Annotated in this window: 21 protein-coding genes and 1 tRNA gene; 14 read left to right on the top strand and 8 right to left on the bottom strand. The window is 30.7% G+C overall.

What is annotated here, in order from left to right; genetic code table 11:
* Nucleotides 1–641: 641 nt before the first annotated feature.
* Nucleotides 642–2,759 carry a glutamine--tRNA ligase/YqeY domain fusion protein gene (locus J7574_RS02310; RefSeq protein WP_290963636.1) on the bottom strand — a complete coding sequence of 706 codons (2,118 nt, stop codon included), beginning with the start codon at nt 2,757–2,759 and terminating at the stop codon, nt 642–644.
* A gap of 107 nt (nt 2,760–2,866) precedes the next feature.
* Here J7574_RS02310 and folB point away from each other — a divergent pair, with 107 nt between their 5' ends.
* Nucleotides 2,867–3,226, top strand: coding sequence for a dihydroneopterin aldolase (folB, locus tag J7574_RS02315; protein WP_057115457.1), 360 nt, complete (start codon nt 2,867–2,869; stop codon nt 3,224–3,226).
* Between the two features lie 94 nt (nt 3,227–3,320).
* A tRNA-Cys gene (locus tag J7574_RS02320) sits at nt 3,321–3,391 on the top strand.
* 385 nt (nt 3,392–3,776) lie between these two features.
* Here the strand turns inward: J7574_RS02320 and J7574_RS02325 are convergent.
* Genes J7574_RS02325 through rnr form a run of 3 tightly spaced genes read right to left on the bottom strand, consistent with a single transcriptional unit; the run spans nt 3,777 to nt 7,341 of the window.
* Nucleotides 3,777–4,454: a LysE family transporter gene (locus tag J7574_RS02325; RefSeq protein WP_290963641.1), complete on the bottom strand. Its 678-nt coding sequence runs from the start codon at nt 4,452–4,454 to the stop codon at nt 3,777–3,779.
* Nucleotides 4,455–4,465: 11 nt separating this feature from the next.
* Nucleotides 4,466–5,134, bottom strand: coding sequence for a head GIN domain-containing protein (locus J7574_RS02330; protein WP_290963644.1), 669 nt, complete (start codon nt 5,132–5,134; stop codon nt 4,466–4,468).
* A gap of 23 nt (nt 5,135–5,157) precedes the next feature.
* Nucleotides 5,158–7,341 carry a ribonuclease R gene (rnr, locus tag J7574_RS02335; RefSeq protein ID WP_290963647.1) on the bottom strand — a complete coding sequence of 728 codons (2,184 nt, stop codon included), beginning with the start codon at nt 7,339–7,341 and terminating at the stop codon, nt 5,158–5,160.
* 110 nt (nt 7,342–7,451) lie between these two features.
* Between rnr and J7574_RS02340 the strand changes: the two genes are divergently transcribed.
* Both J7574_RS02340 and rpiB read left to right on the top strand, forming a co-directional pair.
* Nucleotides 7,452–7,685, top strand: coding sequence for a DUF2007 domain-containing protein (locus J7574_RS02340; protein ID WP_290963649.1), 234 nt, complete (start codon nt 7,452–7,454; stop codon nt 7,683–7,685).
* 814 nt (nt 7,686–8,499) lie between these two features.
* Nucleotides 8,500–8,931: a ribose 5-phosphate isomerase B gene (rpiB, locus tag J7574_RS02345; RefSeq protein WP_290963652.1), complete on the top strand. Its 432-nt coding sequence runs from the start codon at nt 8,500–8,502 to the stop codon at nt 8,929–8,931.
* Nucleotides 8,932–9,083: 152 nt separating this feature from the next.
* On the opposite strand, the gene J7574_RS02350 is transcribed toward rpiB, so the two are convergent.
* Nucleotides 9,084–9,353 carry a DUF1294 domain-containing protein gene (locus tag J7574_RS02350; protein ID WP_290963655.1) on the bottom strand — a complete coding sequence of 90 codons (270 nt, stop codon included), beginning with the start codon at nt 9,351–9,353 and terminating at the stop codon, nt 9,084–9,086.
* A 116-nt stretch (nt 9,354–9,469) separates the two neighbouring features.
* Between J7574_RS02350 and J7574_RS02355 the strand changes: the two genes are divergently transcribed.
* A complete protein-coding gene (locus J7574_RS02355; protein ID WP_290963657.1) occupies nt 9,470–11,593 on the top strand; it encodes a Tex family protein in 2,124 nt (707 codons plus the stop codon).
* Nucleotides 11,594–11,723: 130 nt separating this feature from the next.
* Here the strand turns inward: J7574_RS02355 and J7574_RS02360 are convergent, their stop codons facing one another.
* Nucleotides 11,724–11,903, bottom strand: coding sequence for a twin-arginine translocase TatA/TatE family subunit (locus J7574_RS02360; protein WP_008465789.1), 180 nt, complete (start codon nt 11,901–11,903; stop codon nt 11,724–11,726).
* A gap of 213 nt (nt 11,904–12,116) precedes the next feature.
* Between J7574_RS02360 and J7574_RS02365 the strand changes: the two genes are divergently transcribed.
* From J7574_RS02365 to J7574_RS02395, 7 genes are all read left to right on the top strand, one after another.
* Nucleotides 12,117–12,623: a peptidase gene (locus J7574_RS02365; RefSeq protein WP_290963663.1), complete on the top strand. Its 507-nt coding sequence runs from the start codon at nt 12,117–12,119 to the stop codon at nt 12,621–12,623.
* 11 nt (nt 12,624–12,634) lie between these two features.
* The gene (locus tag J7574_RS02370; protein ID WP_290963665.1) at nt 12,635–14,122 is read left to right on the top strand and encodes a GH3 auxin-responsive promoter family protein; all 1,488 of its coding nucleotides are present in this window, start codon (nt 12,635–12,637) and stop codon (nt 14,120–14,122) included.
* A 69-nt stretch (nt 14,123–14,191) separates the two neighbouring features.
* Nucleotides 14,192–14,851, top strand: a complete 660-nt coding sequence (locus tag J7574_RS02375) for a transposase (protein WP_290963668.1) — start codon at nt 14,192–14,194, stop codon at nt 14,849–14,851.
* Nucleotides 14,852–14,930: 79 nt separating this feature from the next.
* Nucleotides 14,931–16,610 carry a hypothetical protein gene (locus J7574_RS02380; RefSeq protein WP_290963671.1) on the top strand — a complete coding sequence of 560 codons (1,680 nt, stop codon included), beginning with the start codon at nt 14,931–14,933 and terminating at the stop codon, nt 16,608–16,610.
* A gap of 6 nt (nt 16,611–16,616) precedes the next feature.
* Nucleotides 16,617–17,606: a hypothetical protein gene (locus tag J7574_RS02385; RefSeq protein ID WP_290963673.1), complete on the top strand. Its 990-nt coding sequence runs from the start codon at nt 16,617–16,619 to the stop codon at nt 17,604–17,606.
* A 19-nt stretch (nt 17,607–17,625) separates the two neighbouring features.
* On the top strand, nt 17,626–18,141 hold the full coding sequence (locus tag J7574_RS02390; RefSeq protein WP_290963676.1) for a hypothetical protein: 516 nt from the start codon (nt 17,626–17,628) through the stop codon (nt 18,139–18,141).
* Between the two features lie 29 nt (nt 18,142–18,170).
* Nucleotides 18,171–19,376, top strand: coding sequence for a hypothetical protein (locus J7574_RS02395; protein ID WP_290963685.1), 1,206 nt, complete (start codon nt 18,171–18,173; stop codon nt 19,374–19,376).
* On the opposite strand, the gene J7574_RS02400 is transcribed toward J7574_RS02395, so the two are convergent.
* Together J7574_RS02400 and J7574_RS02405 are read right to left on the bottom strand one after the other, a co-directional pair.
* Nucleotides 19,302–20,510, bottom strand: coding sequence for an O-antigen ligase family protein (locus J7574_RS02400; RefSeq protein ID WP_290963687.1), 1,209 nt, complete (start codon nt 20,508–20,510; stop codon nt 19,302–19,304). The two genes, J7574_RS02395 and J7574_RS02400, sit on opposite strands and share 75 nt — an antisense overlap.
* A gap of 2 nt (nt 20,511–20,512) precedes the next feature.
* Nucleotides 20,513–21,751 carry an oligosaccharide flippase family protein gene (locus J7574_RS02405; RefSeq protein ID WP_290963689.1) on the bottom strand — a complete coding sequence of 413 codons (1,239 nt, stop codon included), beginning with the start codon at nt 21,749–21,751 and terminating at the stop codon, nt 20,513–20,515.
* A 74-nt stretch (nt 21,752–21,825) separates the two neighbouring features.
* Between J7574_RS02405 and J7574_RS02410 the strand changes: the two genes are divergently transcribed.
* Nucleotides 21,826–22,875, top strand: a complete 1,050-nt coding sequence (locus J7574_RS02410; RefSeq protein WP_290963691.1) for a glycosyltransferase family 2 protein — start codon at nt 21,826–21,828, stop codon at nt 22,873–22,875.
* A 4-nt stretch (nt 22,876–22,879) separates the two neighbouring features.
* On the top strand, nt 22,880–24,004 hold the full coding sequence (locus J7574_RS02415) for a glycosyltransferase (RefSeq protein ID WP_290963693.1): 1,125 nt from the start codon (nt 22,880–22,882) through the stop codon (nt 24,002–24,004).

Here is a 24,004-nt window from a genome sequence, read left to right on the forward strand (position 1 = left end):
AATCGAAATCAAAAACTTAAAAAAATAATAAAAAACTATGATTTTAAACTTTATAGTCAATTTCATAAATAATAATTAAAAACTAATTTTTAAAAAAAATTCATAACTTAAAATTATAATTACAAATTTGAGATCAAAAATTAAAAAAATAAGAAAAAACTTTAATTTAAACTTTTTGAGATGAAAATTGAAGTCAAAAAAGTAAAAAATTAAAATAAAGAGTTTTAATGAATGAAAAACAAAAAAAGGTCTTCTCTACTCGACTAATTTTTATTTTATCTCAAATCTTATTTATGGAGGTCACTTTTAATCTATAAAATAAATTAAAATTTTAAAACAATAGTTTTTATAAATAATAAATAAAATGATTTATAATTAAATTTTAAATCAATTAAAACTATATTATAAAATTTGATAGTAAAATAAGGAACTAAAAAATGCAAAAAATCAAAATAAAGACTTCTAATAAATCAAAATCTAAAAAATGAATTGGTTATCCATTAAAATTTTATTTTCTATTAAAATCAATTTATAAAAGTCACTTTCAATCTATAAAAATTATGAAATTTAAATTATCGATAGTAAATTTATATAATAAAAAAAAGCGCTTATAAAAGCGCTTTTCATAAATTTAGTTGATATTATTTCTTAACCATTTCAGAAAGAATTTCAATTTCTCTTTCCGAAGCATTTTTTGGTGGATTTGAATATAATTTCAAAATTTCATCAGAAAACTGATCTCTCAGATTTTCACTTTCAATATCCCTTAAGTTTAAAAGTGCTTTTGATCTTACATAGGTCGATTCACTTTTTAAAGACATTGAATATAATTTCTTAATATCTTCTTCTTCAAAATCGGTAGATTTCCAGTTTGAATACTTCAAAATAAACTGAGAAAACAACAGTGAAGCCTTATTATTGTTGATATTTTTCTTTAATGAATTCTGAATCAAAGAGAAACTGGAAACATTTTTGATGTTCTCCCCTATTGCACTTTCAATTGCAATACGTTCTGCTTTTGTTTCAACTTTAAAATATTTGTTGATTTCTTTTAAAGAATTATTGATGCTATTTTCTTCTTTTTTACCTTTTTCTTCCCAAGCATCTTTCAATCCAACTGTTTTGTTAAACACTAATTTTGAAGGAGTTGAGTCTTTATCAACAGTAAAATATCCTAAACGTTGAAACTGAAATTTATCTTCATTTTGAGCTGTTGATAAACTTGGTTCAACATATCCAGTCACAATTTCTAGAGAATTTGGATTTACAAAATCTAAGAAATTTTTCTCTTTATAACTGTCCGGAGCTTCATCTGTAAACAAACGATCGTACAAACGAACTTCTGCTTCCAAAGCATGTTTAATAGAAACCCAATGTAAAGTTCCAGATACTTTTCTTTGGCTTGCTTCTGTTCCGCTTCCGCTTAAAGAATCGGTATCATAAGTAACATGAATTTCAGTAATATTGCCTTCAGCGTCCTTTATAACTGATTCTCCTTTAATAATATAGGCATTTTTAAGACGTACTTCTTTTCCTAAAGTCAAACGGAAATATTTAGCTGGCGCTTCTTCCAAAAAGTCTTCTCTTTCAATGTACAATTCACGAGAAAAAGGCACTTTTCTGAAACCTGCATTTTCATCTTCTTGATTATTTTCAGCTTCTAACCACTCTTCTTTTCCTTCTGGATAATTAGTAATTACCAATTTTACAGGATCTAAAACAGCCATTACACGAGGTGCAATTTTGTTCAAATCTTCACGAATACAGAATTCTAAAACCGAAACATTGATTAAATTATCACGTTTGGCAATACCAATTGTGTTAGCAAAATTACGCAATGAAGCAGCTGTATAACCACGTCTTCTTAATCCAGAAATAGTTGACATTCTAGGATCATCCCAACCGTTAACATGCTTTTCCTTAACGAGTTGCTGTAATTTTCTTTTACTAACAACAGTATGTGATAAGTTACGTCTAGCAAATTCTCTTTGCTTTGGACGTAATTTATTATCCTCAAAAATTTGATCTAAAAACCAATCATACAATTCACGGTGAGGCAAAAATTCTAGTGTACAAAATGAGTGTGAAATTTGTTCTAAATAATCACTTTGTCCGTGTGCCCAATCGTACATAGGATAGATTTTCCAAGCATCGCCAGTTCTGTGGTGATGTTTGTGCAAAATTCTGTACATGATAGGATCACGCATTAACATGTTTGTTGATTTCATGTCAATTTTTGCACGAAGAATATGTGTACCAGCCTCAAATTCACCGTTTTTCATTCTTTCGAATAAATCTAAGTTTTCTTCAACTGAACGATTTCTGTATGGACTATCAGTTCCTGGAGTTGTTGGAGTTCCTTTTTGGATTGCCATTTCTTCAGAAGTCTGACTATCAACATAAGCTTTATCTTTTTTAATCAATAAAACTGCCCAGTCATATAATTGTTGGAAATAATCTGAAGCATAACATTCTTCTGCCCAAGTATATCCTAACCATTCTACATCTTTTTTAATAGCATCAACAAATTCCTGCTCTTCTTTTTCAGGGTTTGTATCATCAAAACGTAAATTCACAGGAGATTGATAATCAATTCCTAAACCAAAATTTAAAGCAATAGAACTTGCGTGCCCAATGTGTAAATATCCATTAGGTTCTGGTGGAAAACGAAAGCGAAGTTTAGTATTTGGAAGACCTGATTTTACATCTTCCTCTATGATTTGTTCAATAAAATTGAGTGATTTCTCTTCTGATGCCATTATTTTATAGTAATTTTAGCAAAGATAAAAAAAAGGTTTCAGGTTTCAGGTTTAAAGTTGTTTAACTAGCGCAAAACCTGAAACTTTAAACTTGAAACAACATAAAAATGGGAGTTATAAAACTTAAAAATATCCGTACATTTTCTTACCACGGATGTTTAATTGAAGAAGGAAAAATTGGATCTGATTATACTGTTGATCTAAAAATTAAAACCAATTTACAGAAATCAGCCGAAACAGATCATCTTTTAGACACGGTAGACTATGTTCATTTGAACAAAATTGTGACGGAAGAAATGGCAATTCGTTCGCATTTATTAGAACATGTAGCTAAAAGAATCAATATTCGCGTGCTGGCAGAGATAGAAACAGTAGAAAAAACAACAGTTTGGGTTTCTAAAATTAATCCTCCTATTGGCGGTGATGTTGAGTCAGTTACTATAAAAATGACCGAAATTAGAAAGTAATTGCTACAATTAAATCTCTATTTTTTTAAAATAGTTTCTTGGAAACTTTTGAAATTTAAAGATTTTAGTTACTTTTGCCAACCGTTCAAGTAATGGCGTCGTGGCCGAGCGGCTAGGCTGGGCTCTGCAAAAGCTCCTACTCCGGTTCGAATCCGGACGATGCCTCAAAAAGAGATACAGAAATGTGTCTCTTTTTTTTATGTTTAATTTTTATAAAAAATTAATTAAAGATATTGGTTCGAATCCAGACGATGTCTCAAAAAGAGATACAGAAATGTGTCTCTTTTTTTTTGTTTAATTTTTATAAAAAATTAATTAAAGGTATTGGTTCGAATCCAGACGATGCTTCAATACCTTCAAAGCAATTTGAAGGTTTTTTTATGCCTTTAAGTCATTGCGAGGAACGAAGCAATCTCACTATTATAAGTTTGCAAATATCGATTTACGTAATGAGATTGCTTCGTTCCTCGCAATGACAATTCACACTTATAAACACAAAAAAACCTCTGAAATTCAGAGGTTTAATTTTACATTTTTGAGTTATTAACAACTATTTATCTATTCTTTCGAAAGCATTTTTAACCATTTCTTTTTCTTTAGGAAACCATCCTTGAGTGATCAACACTACTCCAAAAACCATTAAAACAATACTAATTCCTTTTTTAATTTTTAGAATGTTTGTTGGTGTCATTTTAGATTTTAACTGTTTAGCTAAAAGTATTTTAATGCAATCAACTAATAAATAGGCAACAATTACGGAAACAAAAAAGGTCATCATTCTTGGAGTCTGCATTTGTAGTTTCGGACCAATTGAAATAATTACTGCCAACCAAAAACCTAAAACACCAATGTTAATAACGTTCAGTAAAAAACCTTTTACGAATAAACTTCCATAATTTCTTTTAATAATATCACGATCAATTTCTTCATCGTTTATTTTTTCTCCTTTTTTTAATTTAAGAAAAGAGATTATACCATAAGCCAGCATAATTATACCTCCAAAAATAAACAGTGCTGGTTTATCTTTTAGGCTAGAAATTAATCTATAACTTCCTAGATAAGCGATTGCTATGAAAAAAATATCACCTAATACCACACCACAATCAAAAGCTAATGCAGCTCTAAATCCTTTGGTGATACTGGTTTCTAATAGTACAAAAAATACTGGACCTACCATAAAGCTCAAAAAAAGTCCCCAAGGCAGTCCAGCCAAAATATCATTTATCATCAAAATACGACTTATTTTACTTCTTCAATTTTACCTCCAAAAACTGTTTTTTGGTTTATCTGTTTTGGTTTTCCATAAATGTAAATAGAGCCTCCTGCGCTCACTTTTGCATCTACAAGAGTAGAAGCCTTAACATCTGCTTTTCCGCCCGCAGAAACGCTCACAGTAGTCTGAGATGTCTCTAATTTGCTTGCTAAGAGATAACCTCCAGCTCCTAAACTAGCATCCTGATTTGTAGCTTTACCAGTTAATGTAATTGAACCTCCTGATACTGAGCTTACTTTAAGTTTATCAACATCTAAATCAACATTAATAACTGCGCCTTCTTGTGCACTTACTTTAAACGAAGTTGCTTTAATAGCCTCATTACTTGTTACGGTTGCTCCTTCATTAGCATCAATCAATTCTATGTGTTTATAGTATAATGTAACACTAAGATCATTTCCTGATAAAAGTTTTGGAAAAGGCATTCTTAGTTTCAAAATACCATTTTTGTTAACAACTTCAACTTCTGCTTCTCTTGAGCCTTTTATTACAATTCTATTTTGATCTGCTTGAACTACTTTTACGCTTAATTTATCAAAAACCTTTACGGTATCAAAATCTCCTAACTCTTTGGTAACTTGACCAAAAGACATTTGTACAAATAAAATTGCTGCTCCAATAATTAGCTTTCTCATACTTTTATTTTTAAATTAATTACTTATTCTGCTCGTCGTAAAAAATGAAAATCCAGTTGTTTTTTAACTAAATCGGCATTTTTTACTTTCACATAAATCTCGTCTCCCAATTGCAATAAACGGTTTGAAGTAGCTCCAACCAATGCATATTGCCTTTCGTCAAAAGTATAGTAATCCTCTTTTATCTCTCTGATTCTTACCATTCCTTCACATTTGTTAGAAACGATTTCAACATAAATTCCCCATTCCGTAACACCAGAAATAACTCCAAGGAATTCTTCATCTTGATGATCCTGCATGTATTTAACCTGCATGTATTTAATACTATCACGCTCCGCATTTGTTGCCAAATTTTCCATATTTGAACAGTGCAGACATTTGGTTTCGTAAGTTTCTTCATCTACAGAAGCTCCCCCATCTAGATAATATTGCAGCAAACGGTGTACCATAACGTCTGGATAACGACGAATTGGCGATGTAAAATGGCTGTAATAATCAAAAGCCAAACCATAATGACCAATATTATCAGTCGAATATTTGGCTTTGCTCATACTTCTAATGGCAAGAGTATCAATAAGATTTTGTTCTTTCTTACCGTTTACTTCTTCCATCAAAGCATTGATAGATTTTGCTATATCACCTTTTGTTCTAAAATCAATCTTATAACCAAACTTAGCGATAACAGTTTGCATCGCAACCAGTTTATCTTCATTTGGTTCGTCGTGAATACGGTAAACAAACGTTTTCTTTTGTTTTCCAATGTATTCAGCCACTTTTCTATTGGCTAAAAGCATAAATTCTTCAATCAAATGATTGGCATCTTTTGATATTTTGAAATAAACGCCTTCTGGTTCTCCTTCTTCATTCAAATTGAATTTCACTTCGACTTTATCAAAAGAAATAGCACCTTGCTGCATTCTTTTCTTTCTTAAAATCTTAGCCAATTCATCTAGTTTTAAAGTAGCTTCAACAATTTCATCTGAAACAACATAAGAATCTCCAGTAATTGAAATATCAACCGGAATGGTATTATTTCCTTTTGTTTCAATAATATGCTGTGCCTCTTCATAAGCAAAACGCTGATCTGAATAAATTACAGTTCTACCAAACCATTGGTTAATAACTTGAGCTGTCGGAGAAACTTCAAATACTGCTGAGAAAGTATATTTCTCCTCATTCGGACGTAACGAACAGGCAAAGTTAGACAATACTTCTGGAAGCATTGGCACTACTCTATCTACCAAATACACAGAAGTAGCTCTTTGGTACGCTTCATCATCGAGAATTGTACCTTCTTCTAAATAATAGGAAACATCGGCAATGTGAATTCCGATTTCGTAGTTTCCGTTTTCTAACTTTTTGAAAGACAAGGCATCATCAAAATCTTTGGCATCTTTCGGGTCAATCGTAAACGTAAGCGTATCACGCATATCACGACGTTTTGCAATTTCAGATTCTTGAATTGAAGTATCCAGTTTTTGTGCAAAAACCTCTACTTCTACAGGGAAATCTGCTGGCAAACCATATTCTGCTAAAATGGCGTGAATCTCTGTATTATGCTCACCAGGTTTTCCAAGTACTCGAATTACAGATCCGAACGGACTATCGGCTCTCTTTGGCCAGTCTTCAATCTTCACTAAAACTACATCTCCGTTTTCTGCTTCACCAATTTTATCTTTCGGAATAAAAATATCGGTATACATTTTAGGATTGGCAGTAGACACAAAAGCAAAGTTTGGCTGCATATCTATTACACCTACAAACTCTGTTTTATCTCTTTCGATAACTTCAATAACCTCACCTTCAGGTCTTTTTCCTTTTCTTCTGTTATAAACGTAAACTTTTACTTTGTCTTTGTCTAATGCACGATTCAAATTATTGGTCGGAATAAAAACATCTTCTTCAAACTCATCACAAATAAAATATGCCGTTTTTCTGCTCGTCATATCTATTGTTCCTTCGTAGTAATCCTGGCTAATTGCTTTTACTAAGTATTTTCCAGGTTCTGTTTCTATAATCTTCTTTTGAGCTGCAAGAATCTTTAAATCTTTTATAATCTGATTTCTGCTTTTTGTATCGTCTAATTCTAGCTTAGCTCCTATTTGTTTGTAATTGAAAGGTTTATTAGCATTTTGCGATAAAATCTTAAGTATTTTTCCAGAGAAATCTTTCTCTTTTTTTATCGGCTTTCTAATTTTCTTACTCATATATCTTTTCTAATAAGGCTTAAAATTACAAATAAGATATCAGATAATACTTTTTAACAAATAGAATTATTAAAAATATAACTTTTCGTACATTTACAAAAAGACCAAAAATGGAAAGCTTTAAAACGATCGCCGTATTCAATTATCTGCACGAAACCGTAGTTCTCAAACACTTACTGGAACAAGAAGGAATCCCTTATTTTTTCGAAAACGAAATGACGCTCTCTGTTATGCCGTTTTACTCCAACGCGCTCGGTGGCATCAAACTCAAAGTTCACCCAGACGATTTCGAGCAAGTTCAGGAAATCCTCGACAATCTCAACAATCCTCTCAAAATCGTCTGAAACAAAAATTCAAAACAAACTCAAATCAGAGTAAAATTCAATTCAACTCAAATTTTTTTCAATTTCAACTTTTTTAGTTTTCAACATATATTAAATACAACAAAAAAGATTTTTAAAAATTTAAAAAAAATTTATGGTTATTATAGCTTGTTAATATGTCGAATAATTTTTTTTTTGGAGCCATTGAAATCTCGTTTTACTTATTTATTCTGAGTTATTAACATAGTTATTTTTGGTTAAATTATTAATTTATAAGACTTTTTGTATTTTAATTAACAACGGTTGACAACCAAATTTGAATTGATTTTGTAGATAAGTTGATATGTTGATTTCTGTTGAAAATGGTATTTTTGATATTGATAACTTTTCCAAAAATTCACGAAACTTTTCTTGCATATTTAATTTCACTTTTGGATTATGAAATTTTTGAAAACAACCAAAAAAAACTTCTAATTTTCTTTTCGAACTTATTAACATTTTCTGTTAATTTAAAGTTAACTGAATATCAACGAATTACGAACTCGTATTAACACCTCAAAATTTTAACAAATATTCTGTTTATTCTTTATTGATTATGAGATACTTATGAAGTTATCAAAATTGTTGATAACCGTATAAGGTTTTGAAAGTAAGACAGTTGTGATTAGCCACAAATTCACGAATTTTTTCAATTTTTATACTAATTAAAGTTATAGATTTTTGAAATTGGTGAATATTCGTGAATTCATGGCCAAAATATGGATTTTCCTTTCGAAAAATATCTACTTCCGTATTCTTTAATTAAATTTGCAGTACACAACTAAATAATATAAAAATGAAAATTTCGATAGGAAACGATCACGCAGGTCCAGAATATAAAAAAGCAATTGTTGAATGGCTTACAGCAAAAGGATATGAAGTAACCAATTATGGAACAGATACTGATGCATCTGTAGATTATCCAGATTATGGGCATCCAGTTGCCAATGATGTATCTGAAGGTAAAGCCGATTTTGGAATTGTAATCTGTGGAAGCGGTAACGGAATAGCAATGACTGTAAATAAACATCCGAAAGTGAGAGCTGGTTTATGTTGGACTAAAGAAATTGCGTATTTAACTCGTTTGCACAACGACGCCAACATTGTAAGTATTCCAGCAAGATTCACGTCTATTCATCAAGCTGTTGAAATCGTTGAAACTTTTTTAAATACAGCTTTTGAAGGCGGAAGACACCAAAATAGAGTGAATAAAATTGCTTGTTCGTAAAAAGTCAAAAAAAATTTCGGTGCTTCGCACCAATTCATAAACACACCGGGCCGATTTTTTAATTTGCCCGGTTTTTTATTTAAGTAATTAAAATTCAGTTGGTTAAATTAATGTAAAAACAGTGTTTTTCGAGTTATCAACAATGTTAATAGTTACTTTTTATAATTAAGAAAGGCAATTATAAGTGCAGTTTGAATAACTAAAATCACTTCAAACTTCACAATAAAAGAAGTTTTACTCGTTTTATGTTTAAATAATAACATGGCTGTTAATAACCCTGGTGAGCCACCCGTTAAAGCCATGAAAAACAAGGTTTTTTCAGGAATTCTTCTTTTGTTTTTTAAGGCTTGATATTTATCATAACCAGCAATTATAAAAAGAACGATATTTATAAATAAAAAATACAGTAATAAAATTTCCATTGGCTCAAAATTAAAAACAAAGATATTATTTTAGCCGAATGATTTACTATTTTGCAGAAACGCTTTAACAAGTAAATTATATCATTTTTAAGTAAGAAAATCATTTCATTAAAAGTATGACTAATATTCAATTCATTGCCAAGTCTGTTCAGGCTCCCGCAGTCAGTATTCAAAACACAGTAAAATTATTAGAGGAAGACTGTACAATTCCCTTTATTTCGCGTTACCGAAAAGATGCAACCGGAAATCTTGATGAAACTGTTATTGAGTTGATTGCTAAATTGCAGAAAGAATACGATACGCTTGTAAAACGTAAAGAAGCAGTTTTAAAATCGATCGAAGAGCAAAAAGCACTTACGCCAGAATTGAAGAAAAAGATTGAAGACAGTTTTGATTTACAGGAAATAGAAGATTTCTATCTTCCATACAAAAAGAAGAAAAAAACAAAAGCAGATGTTGCGCGCGAATTTGGTTTGGAACCTTTGGCAAAACTGATCATTTCTGAAAGTGATGCTGATATCGATTTTATTTCGACACAATATATTAATGAAAATGTTATTAACGAAGAAGCCGCTATTCAAGGCGCGAGAGATATTGTAGCCGAATGGATTAACGAAAACATTTATGTTCGTAAACAGCTTCGTAGACTGTTTCAGCGAAAAGCGACTATTGCTACAAAAGTGGTTAAAAAGAAAGCAGAAGAAGAAGGAGCACAAAAATTCAGCCAGTATTTTGATTGGGAAGAACCATTGACGAAAGCTCCAGCACACCGTTTATTAGCAATGCTTCGCGCAGAAAATGAAGGTTTTATAAAAATGAAAATTGATGTTGATATCGACGATGCATATGATGTAATTGACGAAATCATCATTAAAAAACAAAATAATTCAACAGCACATTTGCAGCTGGCAATTGAAGACAGTTACAAACGTTTATTGAATCCGGCAATTGGAAACGAAACACTGCAAGAAGCAAAAGCAAAAGCCGATGCCAATTCTATTCAGGTTTTTGCTAACAATTTAGGTCAGTTGTTATTGGCTCCACCGTTGGGAGAAAAACGTATTTTGGCAATCGATCCAGGATTTAGAAGTGGTTGTAAAGTAGTTTGTTTAGACGAAAAAGGCGATTTATTATATAACGAAACGATTTATCCGCACGCACCTCAAAATGAGGAAACAATGGCGATTAAAAAAATTCGTTCAATGGTAAATGCGTATCAAATTGATGCCATTTCAATAGGAAACGGAACGGCTTCTCGCGAAACTGAATTTTTCATCAAAAAAATCGCGTTTGACAAACCAGTTCAAGTTTTTATAGTTTCTGAGGCAGGAGCTTCAGTTTACTCAGCTTCAAAAATTGCGAGAGAAGAATTCCCTAATTATGATGTAACTGTTCGTGGTTCGGTTTCTATTGGTCGTCGACTTTCAGATCCGTTGGCTGAATTGGTAAAAATCGATCCAAAAGCAATTGGAGTAGGGCAGTACCAGCATGATGTTGACCAAACGAAATTAAAAGAAGAATTAGATAATACGGTTATTCGTTGCGTAAACTCGGTTGGAATTAACATCAACACCGCAAGCAAGCACTTACTAAGTTATGTGAGTGGAATCGGGGAGAAGCTGGCAGAAAACATTGTACAATACCGCTCTGAAAACGGACCTTTCGAAGATAGAAAACAGCTGAAAAAAGTGCCTCGCTTAGGAGATAAAGCCTATCAGCAAGGAGCAGCGTTTATTAGAATTACAAATGCTAAGAATCCGCTGGATAATTCGGCGGTGCATCCAGAAGCTTATCCGGTTGTTGAAAAGATGGCGAAAGATTTGAATATTTCTCTAAATGATTTAATTGCCAACAAAGAGAAAACAGCGCTTATTAAGCCAGAAAAATATGTAACGCCTGAAATTGGTTTACTTACGCTAAAAGATATCATTAAAGAGCTTGAAAAACCTGGATTAGACCCAAGAAAGTCTGCGAAAGTATTTGAGTTTGATGCCAACGTAAAATCAATCAAAGATTTAAAAACGGGAATGATCTTGCCAGGTATTGTTAATAACATCACCAACTTTGGCTGTTTTGTTGACATCGGAATTAAAGAAAGTGGTTTAGTGCATATTTCACAGTTAAAATCGGGTTATGTAAGCGATGTAAACGAAGTGGTAAAGTTACACCAGCATGTTGATGTGAAAGTGACAGAGGTTGATGAAGATAGAAAGAGAATTCAGTTGACGATGATTTTATAAAATTCAAATATTGAAATACCAAATTCTAAAATTTTTAGAATTTGGTATTTCTTTCTACGCTAGAAAAAAAAGCTAAAAAAAATCCCAAACTACAAATGTAATTTGGGATTTAATAAGTTTTTCGAATTTCTTATTTTGTTTCTTCTTCTTGTTTTTTAGAAGCAGCAGGTTGATCGTCTTTAGCAGCGTTTTTAAATTCCTTAATTCCACTTCCTAAACCTTTCATTAATTCTGGAATTTTTTTACCTCCAAAAAGTAAAATCACAATACCTACTATTACAAGGATTTCTGTAAGACCTAATCTTCCCATGACTAATATATTTAATGCCGAAGCAAATTGTTTTTCTTAATTATTACGCAAAGGTATATAGAAATATACGAAATAGAAGTATTTTTAGTTTAAAATATTTGTATCGGACCACGTTAAATATTTTATAAAATCGTAAATTATAGCTCTTCATGAAATTTTTCAAACAAATTTCGTAATGATTAATTACTATATTTGCTAGCATAAAGAAGGATAATGACTAAAAAAAAGAAAAAGAATTTTAGGAAAAAACTATTCATTAAAAATCGATTGGTAATTTTAAATGAAGACACTTTTGAAGAGATATTTTCTTTTAGGCTTACTTTAATGAATGTATTCGTAACGTTTACTTTAGGCGGAATATTTCTAATTTTGGTTACTACTTTCATAATTGCTTTTACACCGCTTCGTGAATTTATTCCTGGATATTCTTCGACAGAATTGAAACGAAATGCTACAAAACTGGCAATTAAATCAGATTCTTTAGAAACGGCTTTAAAACAAAATGATGCTTATATAAAAGGAATTCAGAAAGTTTTAAGGGGAGAATTAGAATATTCAAAATTTAATAAAGATTCTATTAAAACAGAGTCTGCCGATGATGCTTCAGATTTAAATATGAAAGCATCTGATGCTGAGATAAAATTGAGAGAAGATGTCGCTGAAACTGAAAAAGAGCTGAAAGCAAAATCTCAAGACAAAAAGAAAAGTGATAAAAAATAATACCACTAAAAATGTCAATTAAGTCAATTGCGGCAAAAATTTTTGCCCGAAAAATATATAAACAAACGCTTAGATGGGCAGAAAAACCAGTTGAAACTCAGCAAAAGGTTTTTAAAAGTTTGATTGAAAATGCACTAAACACCGAATTTGGAAAAGACCATCATTTCGATCAGATAAGAACTTTCGAAGATTTTCAAAATTTAGTTCCTGTGAGAGATTACGAAGATTTAAAACCGTATGTTGAAAAGGTTGTAAAAGGCGAAGCGGATATTCTTTGGAAAGGAAAACCATTATATTTTGCCAAAACTTCTGGAACAACTTCGGGAGCAAAATTTATTCCGCTTACCAAAGAATCGATGCCTTACCATATAGAAGCAGCTCGAAATGCGATTCTTCATTATATTAACGAAACTGGAAAAGCTGATTTTGTTGACGGAAAAATGATCTTTTTGCAAGGAAGTCCAATTTTGACGGAGAAATACGGAATTAAATTTGGACGTCTTTCTGGAATTGTAGCACATTTTGTTCCAAAATATCTGCAGAAAAACAGAATGCCGTCTTGGGAAACCAATTGTATTGACGATTGGGAAACCAAAGTTGATGCCATTGTCGATGAAACTATAAAAGAAGACATGTCTGTAATTTCTGGAATTCCGTCTTGGGTTCAGATGTATTTTGAACGTTTGGAAAAGAAAAGCGGCGGAAAAAAGATCGGCGAAATTTTCAAAAACTTCAATCTCTTTATTTACGGAGGTGTTAATTACGAGCCATATCGTGCCAAATTTGAACAAATGATTGGCAGAAAAGTAGACAGCATCGAGTTGTTTCCGGCTTCTGAAGGTTTTTTTGCATATCAAGATTCGCAGAAAGAAAAAGGAATGTTGTTACTGTTGAATTCGGGTATTTTCTACGAGTTCATAAAAGCAGATGAGTTTTTTAACGAAAGTCCGAAAGTATATACAATTGGTGAAGTTGAGGTAGGAGTAAACTATGTTTTGATTATTTCTACTAATGCAGGACTTTGGCGTTATAATATTGGAGATACTGTTCAGTTTACTTCTCTGGCTCCATACCGTGTTATAGTTTCTGGACGTATCAAACATTATATTTCGGCTTTTGGCGAACACGTTATTGCCAATGAAGTCGAAAATGCGATGAAAGAAGCCGTAAATTCAACTAATATTGTAATTAACGAATTTACTGTAGCTCCACAAATAACACCAGCCAGTGGATTACCTTATCACGAATGGCTGATCGAATTTGAAAAAGAACCTGAAAACATGGAAGTTTTTGCTGAAACGATCGATAATTCAATGCGAAAACAAAACATTTATTACGACGATTTAATTACAGGGAATGTTTTAAGAAAAGTAGTAATTACTAAAGTTTCTAAAAACGGATTTCAAGATTATATGAAATCGCAAGGAAAATTGGGCGGACAGAATAAAATTCCTAGATTATCAAACAATAGAGATATTGCGGATAATCTTACAAAATAAAATAATATTTCCAAGATTAAACAGTTATTTATTCATATGAATTAGGATGGATAAGTAAATGAAAATTAAATGAGTCAAGGAAAGTTTCAAAATAAATACCGTATTTCTTCAATTAGAGCGCAATGGTGGGATTATGGTTGGAATGGAGCCTATTTTATAACAATCTGTACACAAGACAGAAAACATTATTTTGGAGAAATTCAAAATGATAAAATGGTTTTATCAGAGGTTGGTATTATTGCCGATATATTATGGCATCAAATTCCGATGCATCATAAAAATGTCGAATTGGGTGATTTTGTTGTCATGCCAAATCATATTCACGGAATTTTGATAATTGATAAACAATTAAATATTGGTGATGTGGATAATGGGAATAACAGAAATAATATGGACAACGTAGATACAGGGCATGCCCTGTATCTACCACCATTGTTATCGTCACCACCGCCATTGGTGTCATCACCATCAATTGCCAAATTTGAAAAACCAGGTTCGCAACGTTTTCAAAACATTGGAAAAAACACCATTTCGTCCATTGTTGGATCATATAAATCTGCGGTAACCAAACATGCAAACAGATTAGGATATCCGCATCAATGGCAAAAATTATTTTACGATAATATCATTAGAGACAACAATCAATATCAAAGAATTTCTGATTACATTGTTTCAAATCCGAAAAATTGGGCAAAGGATAAATTTAAAAGAGAAGATAAATTAAAATAAAATGATTTTTAAAAAATAATATTGTAGATACAACGTATGCCGTGTATTTGCTTACATTTGAGTTATAAATAAAATTAGAATGAAAGAAACTAAACATATATCAAGATCTAGAGCGCAGGAATCTTCTGCGGCAATAGAAAAAATGTACATTACAATGCGCCATTTATTCAACCGTGGTTTTTACAAACCAATGGGAGTTTCGGGCGATAGTTTAAGAGAATCATTATTGGCATTGCGTCCAGAAATCTACGGAAACATTGCCGAAGAAAAAGTAGAATTGAACGGTCTTTTATACGTTATTGAGCGTTTGCCAATTGGAATTGAGCAATGCCGTTTTATCAATTTAACTTCAGATGAAGGTTATTCTAAATCGCATTTTCAGCCAATTGTTCCTCCAAAAAGAAGAAGAAATTGCTACAGAATTGACGAAGAGCAAATGAATGTCGAAATCACTCGCGGACGTTCAGATATTTACGATATTCTGACACATCTCACTTTCATTTTCATTGAATCTCATAAGATCAAAAATAGAGTTTTAATAGATGATGGGGGAGAAGTATCTCGCGATTGGCAGAAACTGGAGCAGGCGGTTATGCAGACCAAAAAGCTTTCTTTGGTAGAAAAAGAAAAAGCGATTTCCCACGTTGCAAATATTTTGGCCAGAACTTTCGAAGAAGTTTTAGACATCTACGATGCTTTTGGTTCAGAAACGGCGCCAGATCGTTTCTTGCACGTTATTTATTGGTTAGGAAAATTAGCAATCGAAGAAATTGTTGAAAACAATAAACGTACAATTACTTTTAGTCCGGTTTTACGCGAGCGTCTAGGACACCATATTCACGGCGAAATCTGGGCGACAAACATTAAAGAAGTTTTAAAAGCAAACGATTTATTGAAAAGACCAATTCATGTCATTAGTGCCAATATGCACAGTGTAATGAATTCGATCTTTGCAACGCCTTTGTTAAAAACAAAATATAAAGGAAAAACGGATTTCTTTATTTATGAAGAATTAAGCGGTTCTGGTTCGAAAGAAATCAGAGGCCAGGTTGAAGAATTGGCTTTAAAGAACGGAATGATTTCGTTGCCAGATGGTTCAGGAACCAATATTGATGTTCAGATTTTTGATACAGCCAAAATTGATTGGTCAAAAACAGCCTTTTCGCACGCCAATGTAGGCGAAGAAAAACCGGTTATTATCGTAATGGATTATGCTTTTGGAGAGCAGGCTTACGAAACAATCGATGAACTGTTGAAACCGTATAAAAAAGAAACCTTACTAAACGTGAAATCGGTTTCTATTATGGGGAAAGCAGGAATCCTAGAAGGAGGAAAAGGAGATATTATGATTCCTACGGCACATATCAACGAAGGAACAGCAGATAATTATTTCTTTGAAAATGAACTAACAGGAGCAATGTTCGAAGGAAATGATATTGATATTTACGAAGGAGCAATGGTGACCGTTTTAGGGACGTCGTTGCAAAACAGAGATTTATTGAAGTTTTTCCACGAATCGACTTGGGGCGTAATCGGACTCGAAATGGAGGGTTCTTACTATCAAAAAGCGATTCAGTCGGCATCAAAAATTAGAAAAAGCGTGCCACACGATATCAAGGTTCGTTACGCTTACTATGCTTCAGATAATCCTCTTGAAACAGGCAGTACTTTAGCTTCAGGCGGATTAGGAACAACTGGTGTAAAGCCAACTTATTTGATTACGATTAAAATTTTAGAACAGATTTTCAATATAAAATAATTGTAAATGAGTACAAAAGTACCTCAAAATGCGGAAGATCAAGAGATTGATTTAGTTGTAATTTCTAAAAAGATAAACCATTTTTTTGCGAGATTGAATACTTCTATTTTTAGGAGTATTCAGTTTTTCATTAAGAATTGGGTTATTGTCTTGATTTTGATTGTTTCTGGTTTTGCTATTGGATGGTATTTAGACTCAGCAAGGAAAACGTACAGTAATCAAATTATTGTGGAACCAAATTTTGAAAGTGTTGATTATTTGTATTCCAAAATTGATTTACTGCAATCTAAGATAATTTCAAATGATACTGTTTTTATAAAAAATATTGTTGGCGTTAAAAGACCGAAATGGATTAAAAAAATTCAAATTAGACCCATTGTTGAAATTTATAAGTTCATAGACAGCAAAGATAAAAATTTTGAATTGTTAGAGTTAATGGCTGATAATGGTGACATTAACAAGATTTTGGTAGACACGATAACAAGTAAAAATTACAGATATCATACTATTTCTTTCACAACAAATGAAGTAGGAAATGATCAGGATTTTGCTGAACCCATTTTAAATTTTTTAAACAACTCAGATTATTTTAATTCGGTTCAGAAAATAGAATTAAAAAATTTACAGGAAAATATTGTTCAAAACGATTCGATAATTAAGCAGATTAATACGGTTTTAAGTAATTTTTCGAATGTTGCAAAAGGAACTCGTAATGATAAACTCATGTATTACAATGAGAATACACAGCTGAATGATCTTATAAAAACGAAACAAGCTTTAATTGAAGAACAAGGAAGAAACAGACTAAAATTGATCAGTTATAACAAAACGATCAAAGAAATAAGCAAAACGATTAATGTTGAAAGCAAGAAATCTATTAATAGTAAATTGAAATTCTATCTTCCTATTTTGTTTATTATTCTTTTTGTCTTTATAAACTTATTTAAAGCATTTTATAAAAAACAACAAATATTAGCCGAAAACGATAAAATCTAATAACTTATTAATCTAAAAAATGAAATTTAAAATCATTTCAATCTGCTTTTTAGTTGCTTTATTTTTCTCTTCTTGTGGCAAAAAAGAAGAAAATATAATTAAGCAAAAAGATATATTTACAGTTACTATTGAAGGTGTTTTTGCTAAAAATGATAAATTGCAGATTTTTTATTTAGTGGAAGGGGGAGAATGGAAAGATGCAAATTCTGTTTTTAGACCAGTTTATGCTTCAAATGAAATGCAAAAGATTGTAATCAATTTTCCGGACAAAGTTTTTCCAGAAAACATTAGAGTAGATTTGGGGTATAATACTACGCAACAAAATGTTACGATAAAAAATATTTCTATTAAACACAATTCAAAAATAATTAATGGAGATTTTAATGCTTACCAAAAGTACTTTTACAGCAATGAATTTGTTACTTGGGATCCAAATTACTTCGGATATAAATTAAGCACCATCAATAATCAATATGATCCTTTTTTAATGGGTAATAACGAATTAAAGGATGAACTTCAAAGACTTAAGTATTAAATAGATAGATATCAACAACAATTAAAAAGATGCGTTTTAATTTTAAACTTATTTTGAATAACGAAAAAATTAGAGAGTATCTTTTTTTTATTGCCTTGTTGTTATTAGTTTATTTGCCAAAAGGCGGTTTCAAAATAGCAGGTGTACCGTTTACTTGGGGTTATCTGTATTTAGGCTTTCTTTTTGTTCTTTTAATAGTGGCAATGCTTGAAAAGCGAACTTTTTTAGTTCAATCTAAACACTTTATATGTTATCTGGCTACACTGCCATTTGTTTTCTATTTTTCTCTAAATCTCATTTTTAGAGGATATACGGGATCATTAGGAAATCTTGTAGCTTTCTATGTAAGTTTTGCATTTCTCCCGTTATTGTTTTATCTTTTTTTGAGTCCTTTTTTAAAGAAAATAGATTCTTTTTACATTGAAGAAAAGATTTCTCAGGCAGTATTTTTAGTTTCTTTGTATGGCGTTTTGCTTTTTATTTTCAAACAAGTAACAGGTCATTATATTGAAGTTCCTTATGTAACAGTAAATGCTGGAGATTTGGGAACATTAGAAGGAAAATACAACATGCGAGGTTCGCTCTATAAGTTGATTTCGACTTATAATAATGGAAATATTTTTGGAGTTTGTATTCTAATGCTATTCCCCATTTTTCATAAAAAAAATAGTTCTAAAATAAAACTAGGACTCGTGATTTTGGCTTTAATACTAACTTTATCTAGAACCGTTTGGCTTGGATTATTGTTTTATTTTGTATTAATTTACAAAGACAGTATTTTTAGATTGATAAAAATTTATGCCTTGTTAGGACTAATTTTAATCGTAATCGGAACATTGTTAATGAATCGATATTTTCAATACGGATCATTATCTGGATTTATTTTAGATTCAAAACTTGGAGGAAGAATTGAGCAAATCAGGCAGCTTAGCAGTTTAAGTTTTTTTGGAAGCCAGACTTTTAAGTTTATTGAAGAAATTGTTTATTTATCTATTTTTAAACAGCTTGGTTTTGTTGGAATACTTTTATTTTCTCTTTCCTTTTTTATGCCTGTTTATGTTGCCATTACAACCAAAAACAATAATTATCTTTATTTAGTTGGCTGTATGACTTATCTTTTTGTTTGTTGTAGTGATGGTTGTATGTTGTATATTCCGACATTAGTATTTTTTTATTTCGTTTCTACCATGATTTTTATTTCCAAAAATAGAACCGAGAAACAGTATGTCACATAAAAAATAACTGTATATTCCATATTGTCGTACCAGAATATTTTCTGTTATAAATGAAATAAGAAATAAGATTGTTATAGATAAATATAAGTAATTGTGGTTTTTAATAGCGTATTTTATTTTTATAAATAAAGTCGAAATAAAAGCTAAAAGCATCAAAATTCCTCCCTTTAATAAATAATCAAGGTATTGGTTATGTGAATTAATCTTGAATTTAACCAACTCTGGATTATGAAAAGGCTTATAGCATTCATTTAATTTTTCCTGAATTAAATTAAAGTCCATTCCTAAAAAATTAGAGTCGTAAATTAATCTTGAACTGCAAGACCAAGCTGCATATCGAGTTGAATTTTTAAACGAATTTTCGAAAAGAAAAGAGATGTCTTCTATAAATCTTCTCGATAATAGAACAACGGCTATTATTGTAAATAGAATAAGGAAAATTAGCTTTTTAGAAATCGCTTTATTTTGTTTTTTTAACAGTAAAAATCGAATTGTTGCTATAATAATAAGTCCAACGATAATATTTCTGGAGTTGTAAATAATTAATCCTGAAAACAAAAGCACAAACATTATAAAAAACAATGCTTTTTTGTAAATAGAAAAGAAAGTAAAGTTTGAGGCTAGATCTGCTAAAAATAGAATTGCAATTGCTATCCACAAACAAATGTATGTTCCATGTATTTTATTGTAAAATTCTAAATTGTAACGGGCCAAATACCAGTCAAAGTGATGATTATGTATATCTAAAATATAAAATGATAAAAAATAGAAGCACAATAAACTCAAGGAAATACTGTAAGCAAATTGAATCTTTTTAAGATCTTTTATAAATATTTCTGTTTGATATAAATAAGCGCTTAACAGCGGAATTACAAATAACAATAAACTCTCCCCAATAAGTTTTAAACTTTTTGAGCTAAAAAACAATGTATAGTAAAAAGCTAAAATGACAAAAGAAAAGAGAAAAGGAACATTTTTTTTAGAAATTTTGAAATCTTCAAATCTAGAAAAACTTATTAGTAACAAAGCAGTTATGATCATCATTATAGATTGAAAAGCTTCTAAAAAATATATAAGAGAAGAGAAAATCAATAAATAAAATATTGGAACAATAAGTTTTTTTGAAAAATTCATTTTTAGTTGATTATATTCTTAAAAAAATTCAATTCACCATTTTTTATGATTGCAAAATTGAGAGATGTTGTTATAAATATTTCGGTTAAAACTAAAGACAATATAATTCCATAAACATTCATAAAATTGCACAATATAAACGAAAGAACGATATTAATAATTAATCCTAATAGGTGTGCTTTAAAGTAGTTTTTTTTCTGATGATGCAATAATAACGACATATAAGCAGGCTGATTTAATGCGGCAATGAGCGGAATTGGAGCCATATAAATTAAGTATAAAGATGAACTTGAAGTAAATTCAGAACTTAAAATACTAATAATCAAATTCGGTAAAATCATTAAAATCAAACCTCCTAAACTATACATTAAAAAATAAGACCAAAATACAGATTTTAAAAAGGCGTTAAGTTGTTTTATTTTTGAGGTTCCAATTTGACAGGCTTTAAAATAAACACCCTGAAACAGTACGCTGATTGATTGTTTACAAAGCATTATAATTTTCTCTGCAACATTGTAAATACCTGCAATAGTATTGTCAAAAAATATGCTTAGAATTATGGTGCTGGAATTCATCAGTGCACAAATAGTAAGATTAGTTAAAAACAATTTGTAACCAGAAATAAGTTCAGCATAAATTTCTTTTATTGAAGAAATATTATATTTAAAATCGATTTTTTTAAGCAGATATAAAGTAGAAAAAATGAAAATAAGAATATCTGAGATTCCTAAATAGTAAAAGACAAATTGATAATCATTTTTTTTAACGAGAGTGATTAAAATCAATGCGATACAACCTATTTTGACAATTGAATTTATTAAGAAGTAAGGAAAAACTTTATCTAATCCAATAAAAAAACAAAGGTTATTTTGCGATCTTGAGAACAAGAAAACTAACAATGAAAATGAAAATACAAGATTGTATTTTATCTCAGAACATAAAATAAATATAAGTAATAAGATTGTAGAAGGTAGAAATATAACAATCTTACAATTAATGATTTTTGAAATATATCTACTAATCAAATTAAAATTCCCTTTTATTGTCTGGAGCTCTACAGGCGCAAATGCATACCAGGAATAATCATATAAAACAGAAACTATATTAATAAATGCCATTGATACCGCAATTAAACCATAAGTATCAATGCCAAAAGTTTTAATGTAAAATGGGATTAATAATAGAGGAAATAATAAATTAATAAAATTTATTCCAAAGCTCAATGATATGTTTTTAAGCACTATTTAATTGTTATTAGATTTTAAACCTAAACTTGATTTTTAATTTCAATCAAATACAAATTAAAATTATATTTTTGAAAAAATTAGAAAATGCATGTTTTTTTAATGTAAAAATGACAGAAGGATATAGTATCGCAATTCCCGCTTACGGCAGGCCACATGAATTTGATGATTTATTAAAGTCTATTTATGAAATGGACATGTTGCCTAATGAAATTATTATTTGTGAAGATTTTTCGAAAGAAAGAAACGAAATTCGTGCAGTTGCAGAAGAATACCAAATTGCTTTTAATACCAAAAAGGTTATTGTTTCTTATATAGAAAACGAAAAAAACTTAGGTTATGATGCTAACATTAGAAAATTGATTGATTTGGCCCAATTTAAATGGGTGGTTTTAATTGGAAATGATGATTTGTTTTTGAAAAATGGTCTAAAGGAAATTGACGTATTTTGCAAAAAAAATGAATCGATTGCAATGGTTTCCAGACCTTTCATTCGATTTGAAAATAATATAAATAAACCACTTGGCATTTCTAGAGTTTTACCCACGGAAGTTATTATTGGTAAGGGAGATTCTGCTAAATTTATTTTCAGAATGTGTGGTTTTGTGGGAGGATTAGTTATTAATAAAGAATGGGCGAAGAATCTAGCCACCAATAAATATGACGGTACACTTTTCTACCAGATATATCTTGCAGCAAATGCGTTTTGTACAACAGGAATTGGTTATTTGGCTAATCCTTCAGTAGGAGGAAGAGCTGGAAATCCGCCTTTATTTGGCAATTCTGAAAAAGATGGCCATTTACATATTCCCGGAACGTATTCTGCAAGAGGAAGAGCTTCTATGTGGAAAGGAGTTTTAGACATTGGTAAAGATGTAGGCAATTTATACAATATTGAGATTCAAGAAGAATTGCGACAAGAATTAATGATTAGACAGTCATTTCATGTTTTCGAAATGAATGTAGGAGCATCAAAAGAAACTTTAAAAGAACTTAAATGTGAATTAAAAAAAATAAATTTGTTTGATCATTGGATTCCAAAGACATTGTATTTGTTAAACCGCACTTTTGGTAAAAAAGCATATTATGCTTATTATCTTACAAGAAAAATAATGCAATAAGTAAATGAAAAAAGCTCTAATCAGCGATTGGTATTATGTAAATGGAGGAGCTGAAAAAGTCATTCATTCAATAAACAAAGTATGGGACAATTTTGATCATTTTGCCCTTATTGATTTTCTGAATGATGAAGATCGCGAGTTTATTCTAAATGGCAAAAAAGCAAAAACAAGCTTTATTCAAAAACTGCCAACCGTAAGAAAAAACCATCGTAAATTTTTGCAGTTATTTCCAATTGCCATAGAACAATTTGATTTAAGCAGCTACGACCTTATCATTAGTTCTTCTTCAGCAGTGGCGAAAGGAATTAAGGTTAATAAGAACCAACTTCATATTTGCTATTGTCATTCACCAATGCGTTATGCTTGGGACTTAAGAGAACAATATCTAAAAGATGCTGGATTGACCAAAGGTTTGAAAGGACTCTATGCAAAATCAGTTTTAGATAAAATTCAAAAATGGGATCTTTACAATTCAGAAAATGTAGACTACTTTATTGCGAATTCGCAACACATTTCTCAAAGAATAAAGAAGACTTACAATAAAGATTCTGTTGTTATTTATCCTCCAGTAGATGTTGATTTTTTTAGTTTGCAAGAAACCAAAGAAGATTATTATTTGACAGCTTCGCGACTAGTTTCCTATAAAAAAACACAATTGATTGTTGAAGCTTTTAATGAATTGTCTCATTTAAAATTGATTGTCGCAGGAGAAGGGCCAGAATTAGAAAAACTTCAAAAAATTGCCAAAGACAATATTGAATTTGTCGGTTTTGTAGAAAACAGAAAACTTAGAAGTTTAATGCAAAAAGCGAAAGCTTTTGTTTTTGCGGCAGAAGAAGATTTTGGAATCATTCCACTTGAAGCACAAGCCTGCGGAACTCCCGTAATTGCACTTAAAAAAGGTGGAACTCTTGAAACAGTTGTTGATAATCAAACAGGAATGTTCTTTGAAGAACAATCTTCACAAAAAATTAAAGAAGCAATATTGAATTTTAAGACCAAAACCTTTGATCCTAAAATAATTCGCGAACATGCGGTTAAATTTTCAAAAGAACGATTTGAAAAAGAAATCAAAGAATTTGTCGAAAGAAAATTTAAAGCACATCAGCAATCATTAAAAGAAAGATAA

Source organism: Flavobacterium sp., assembly GCF_017744675.1.
Taxonomy (GTDB): Bacteria; Bacteroidota; Bacteroidia; order Flavobacteriales; family Flavobacteriaceae; genus Flavobacterium.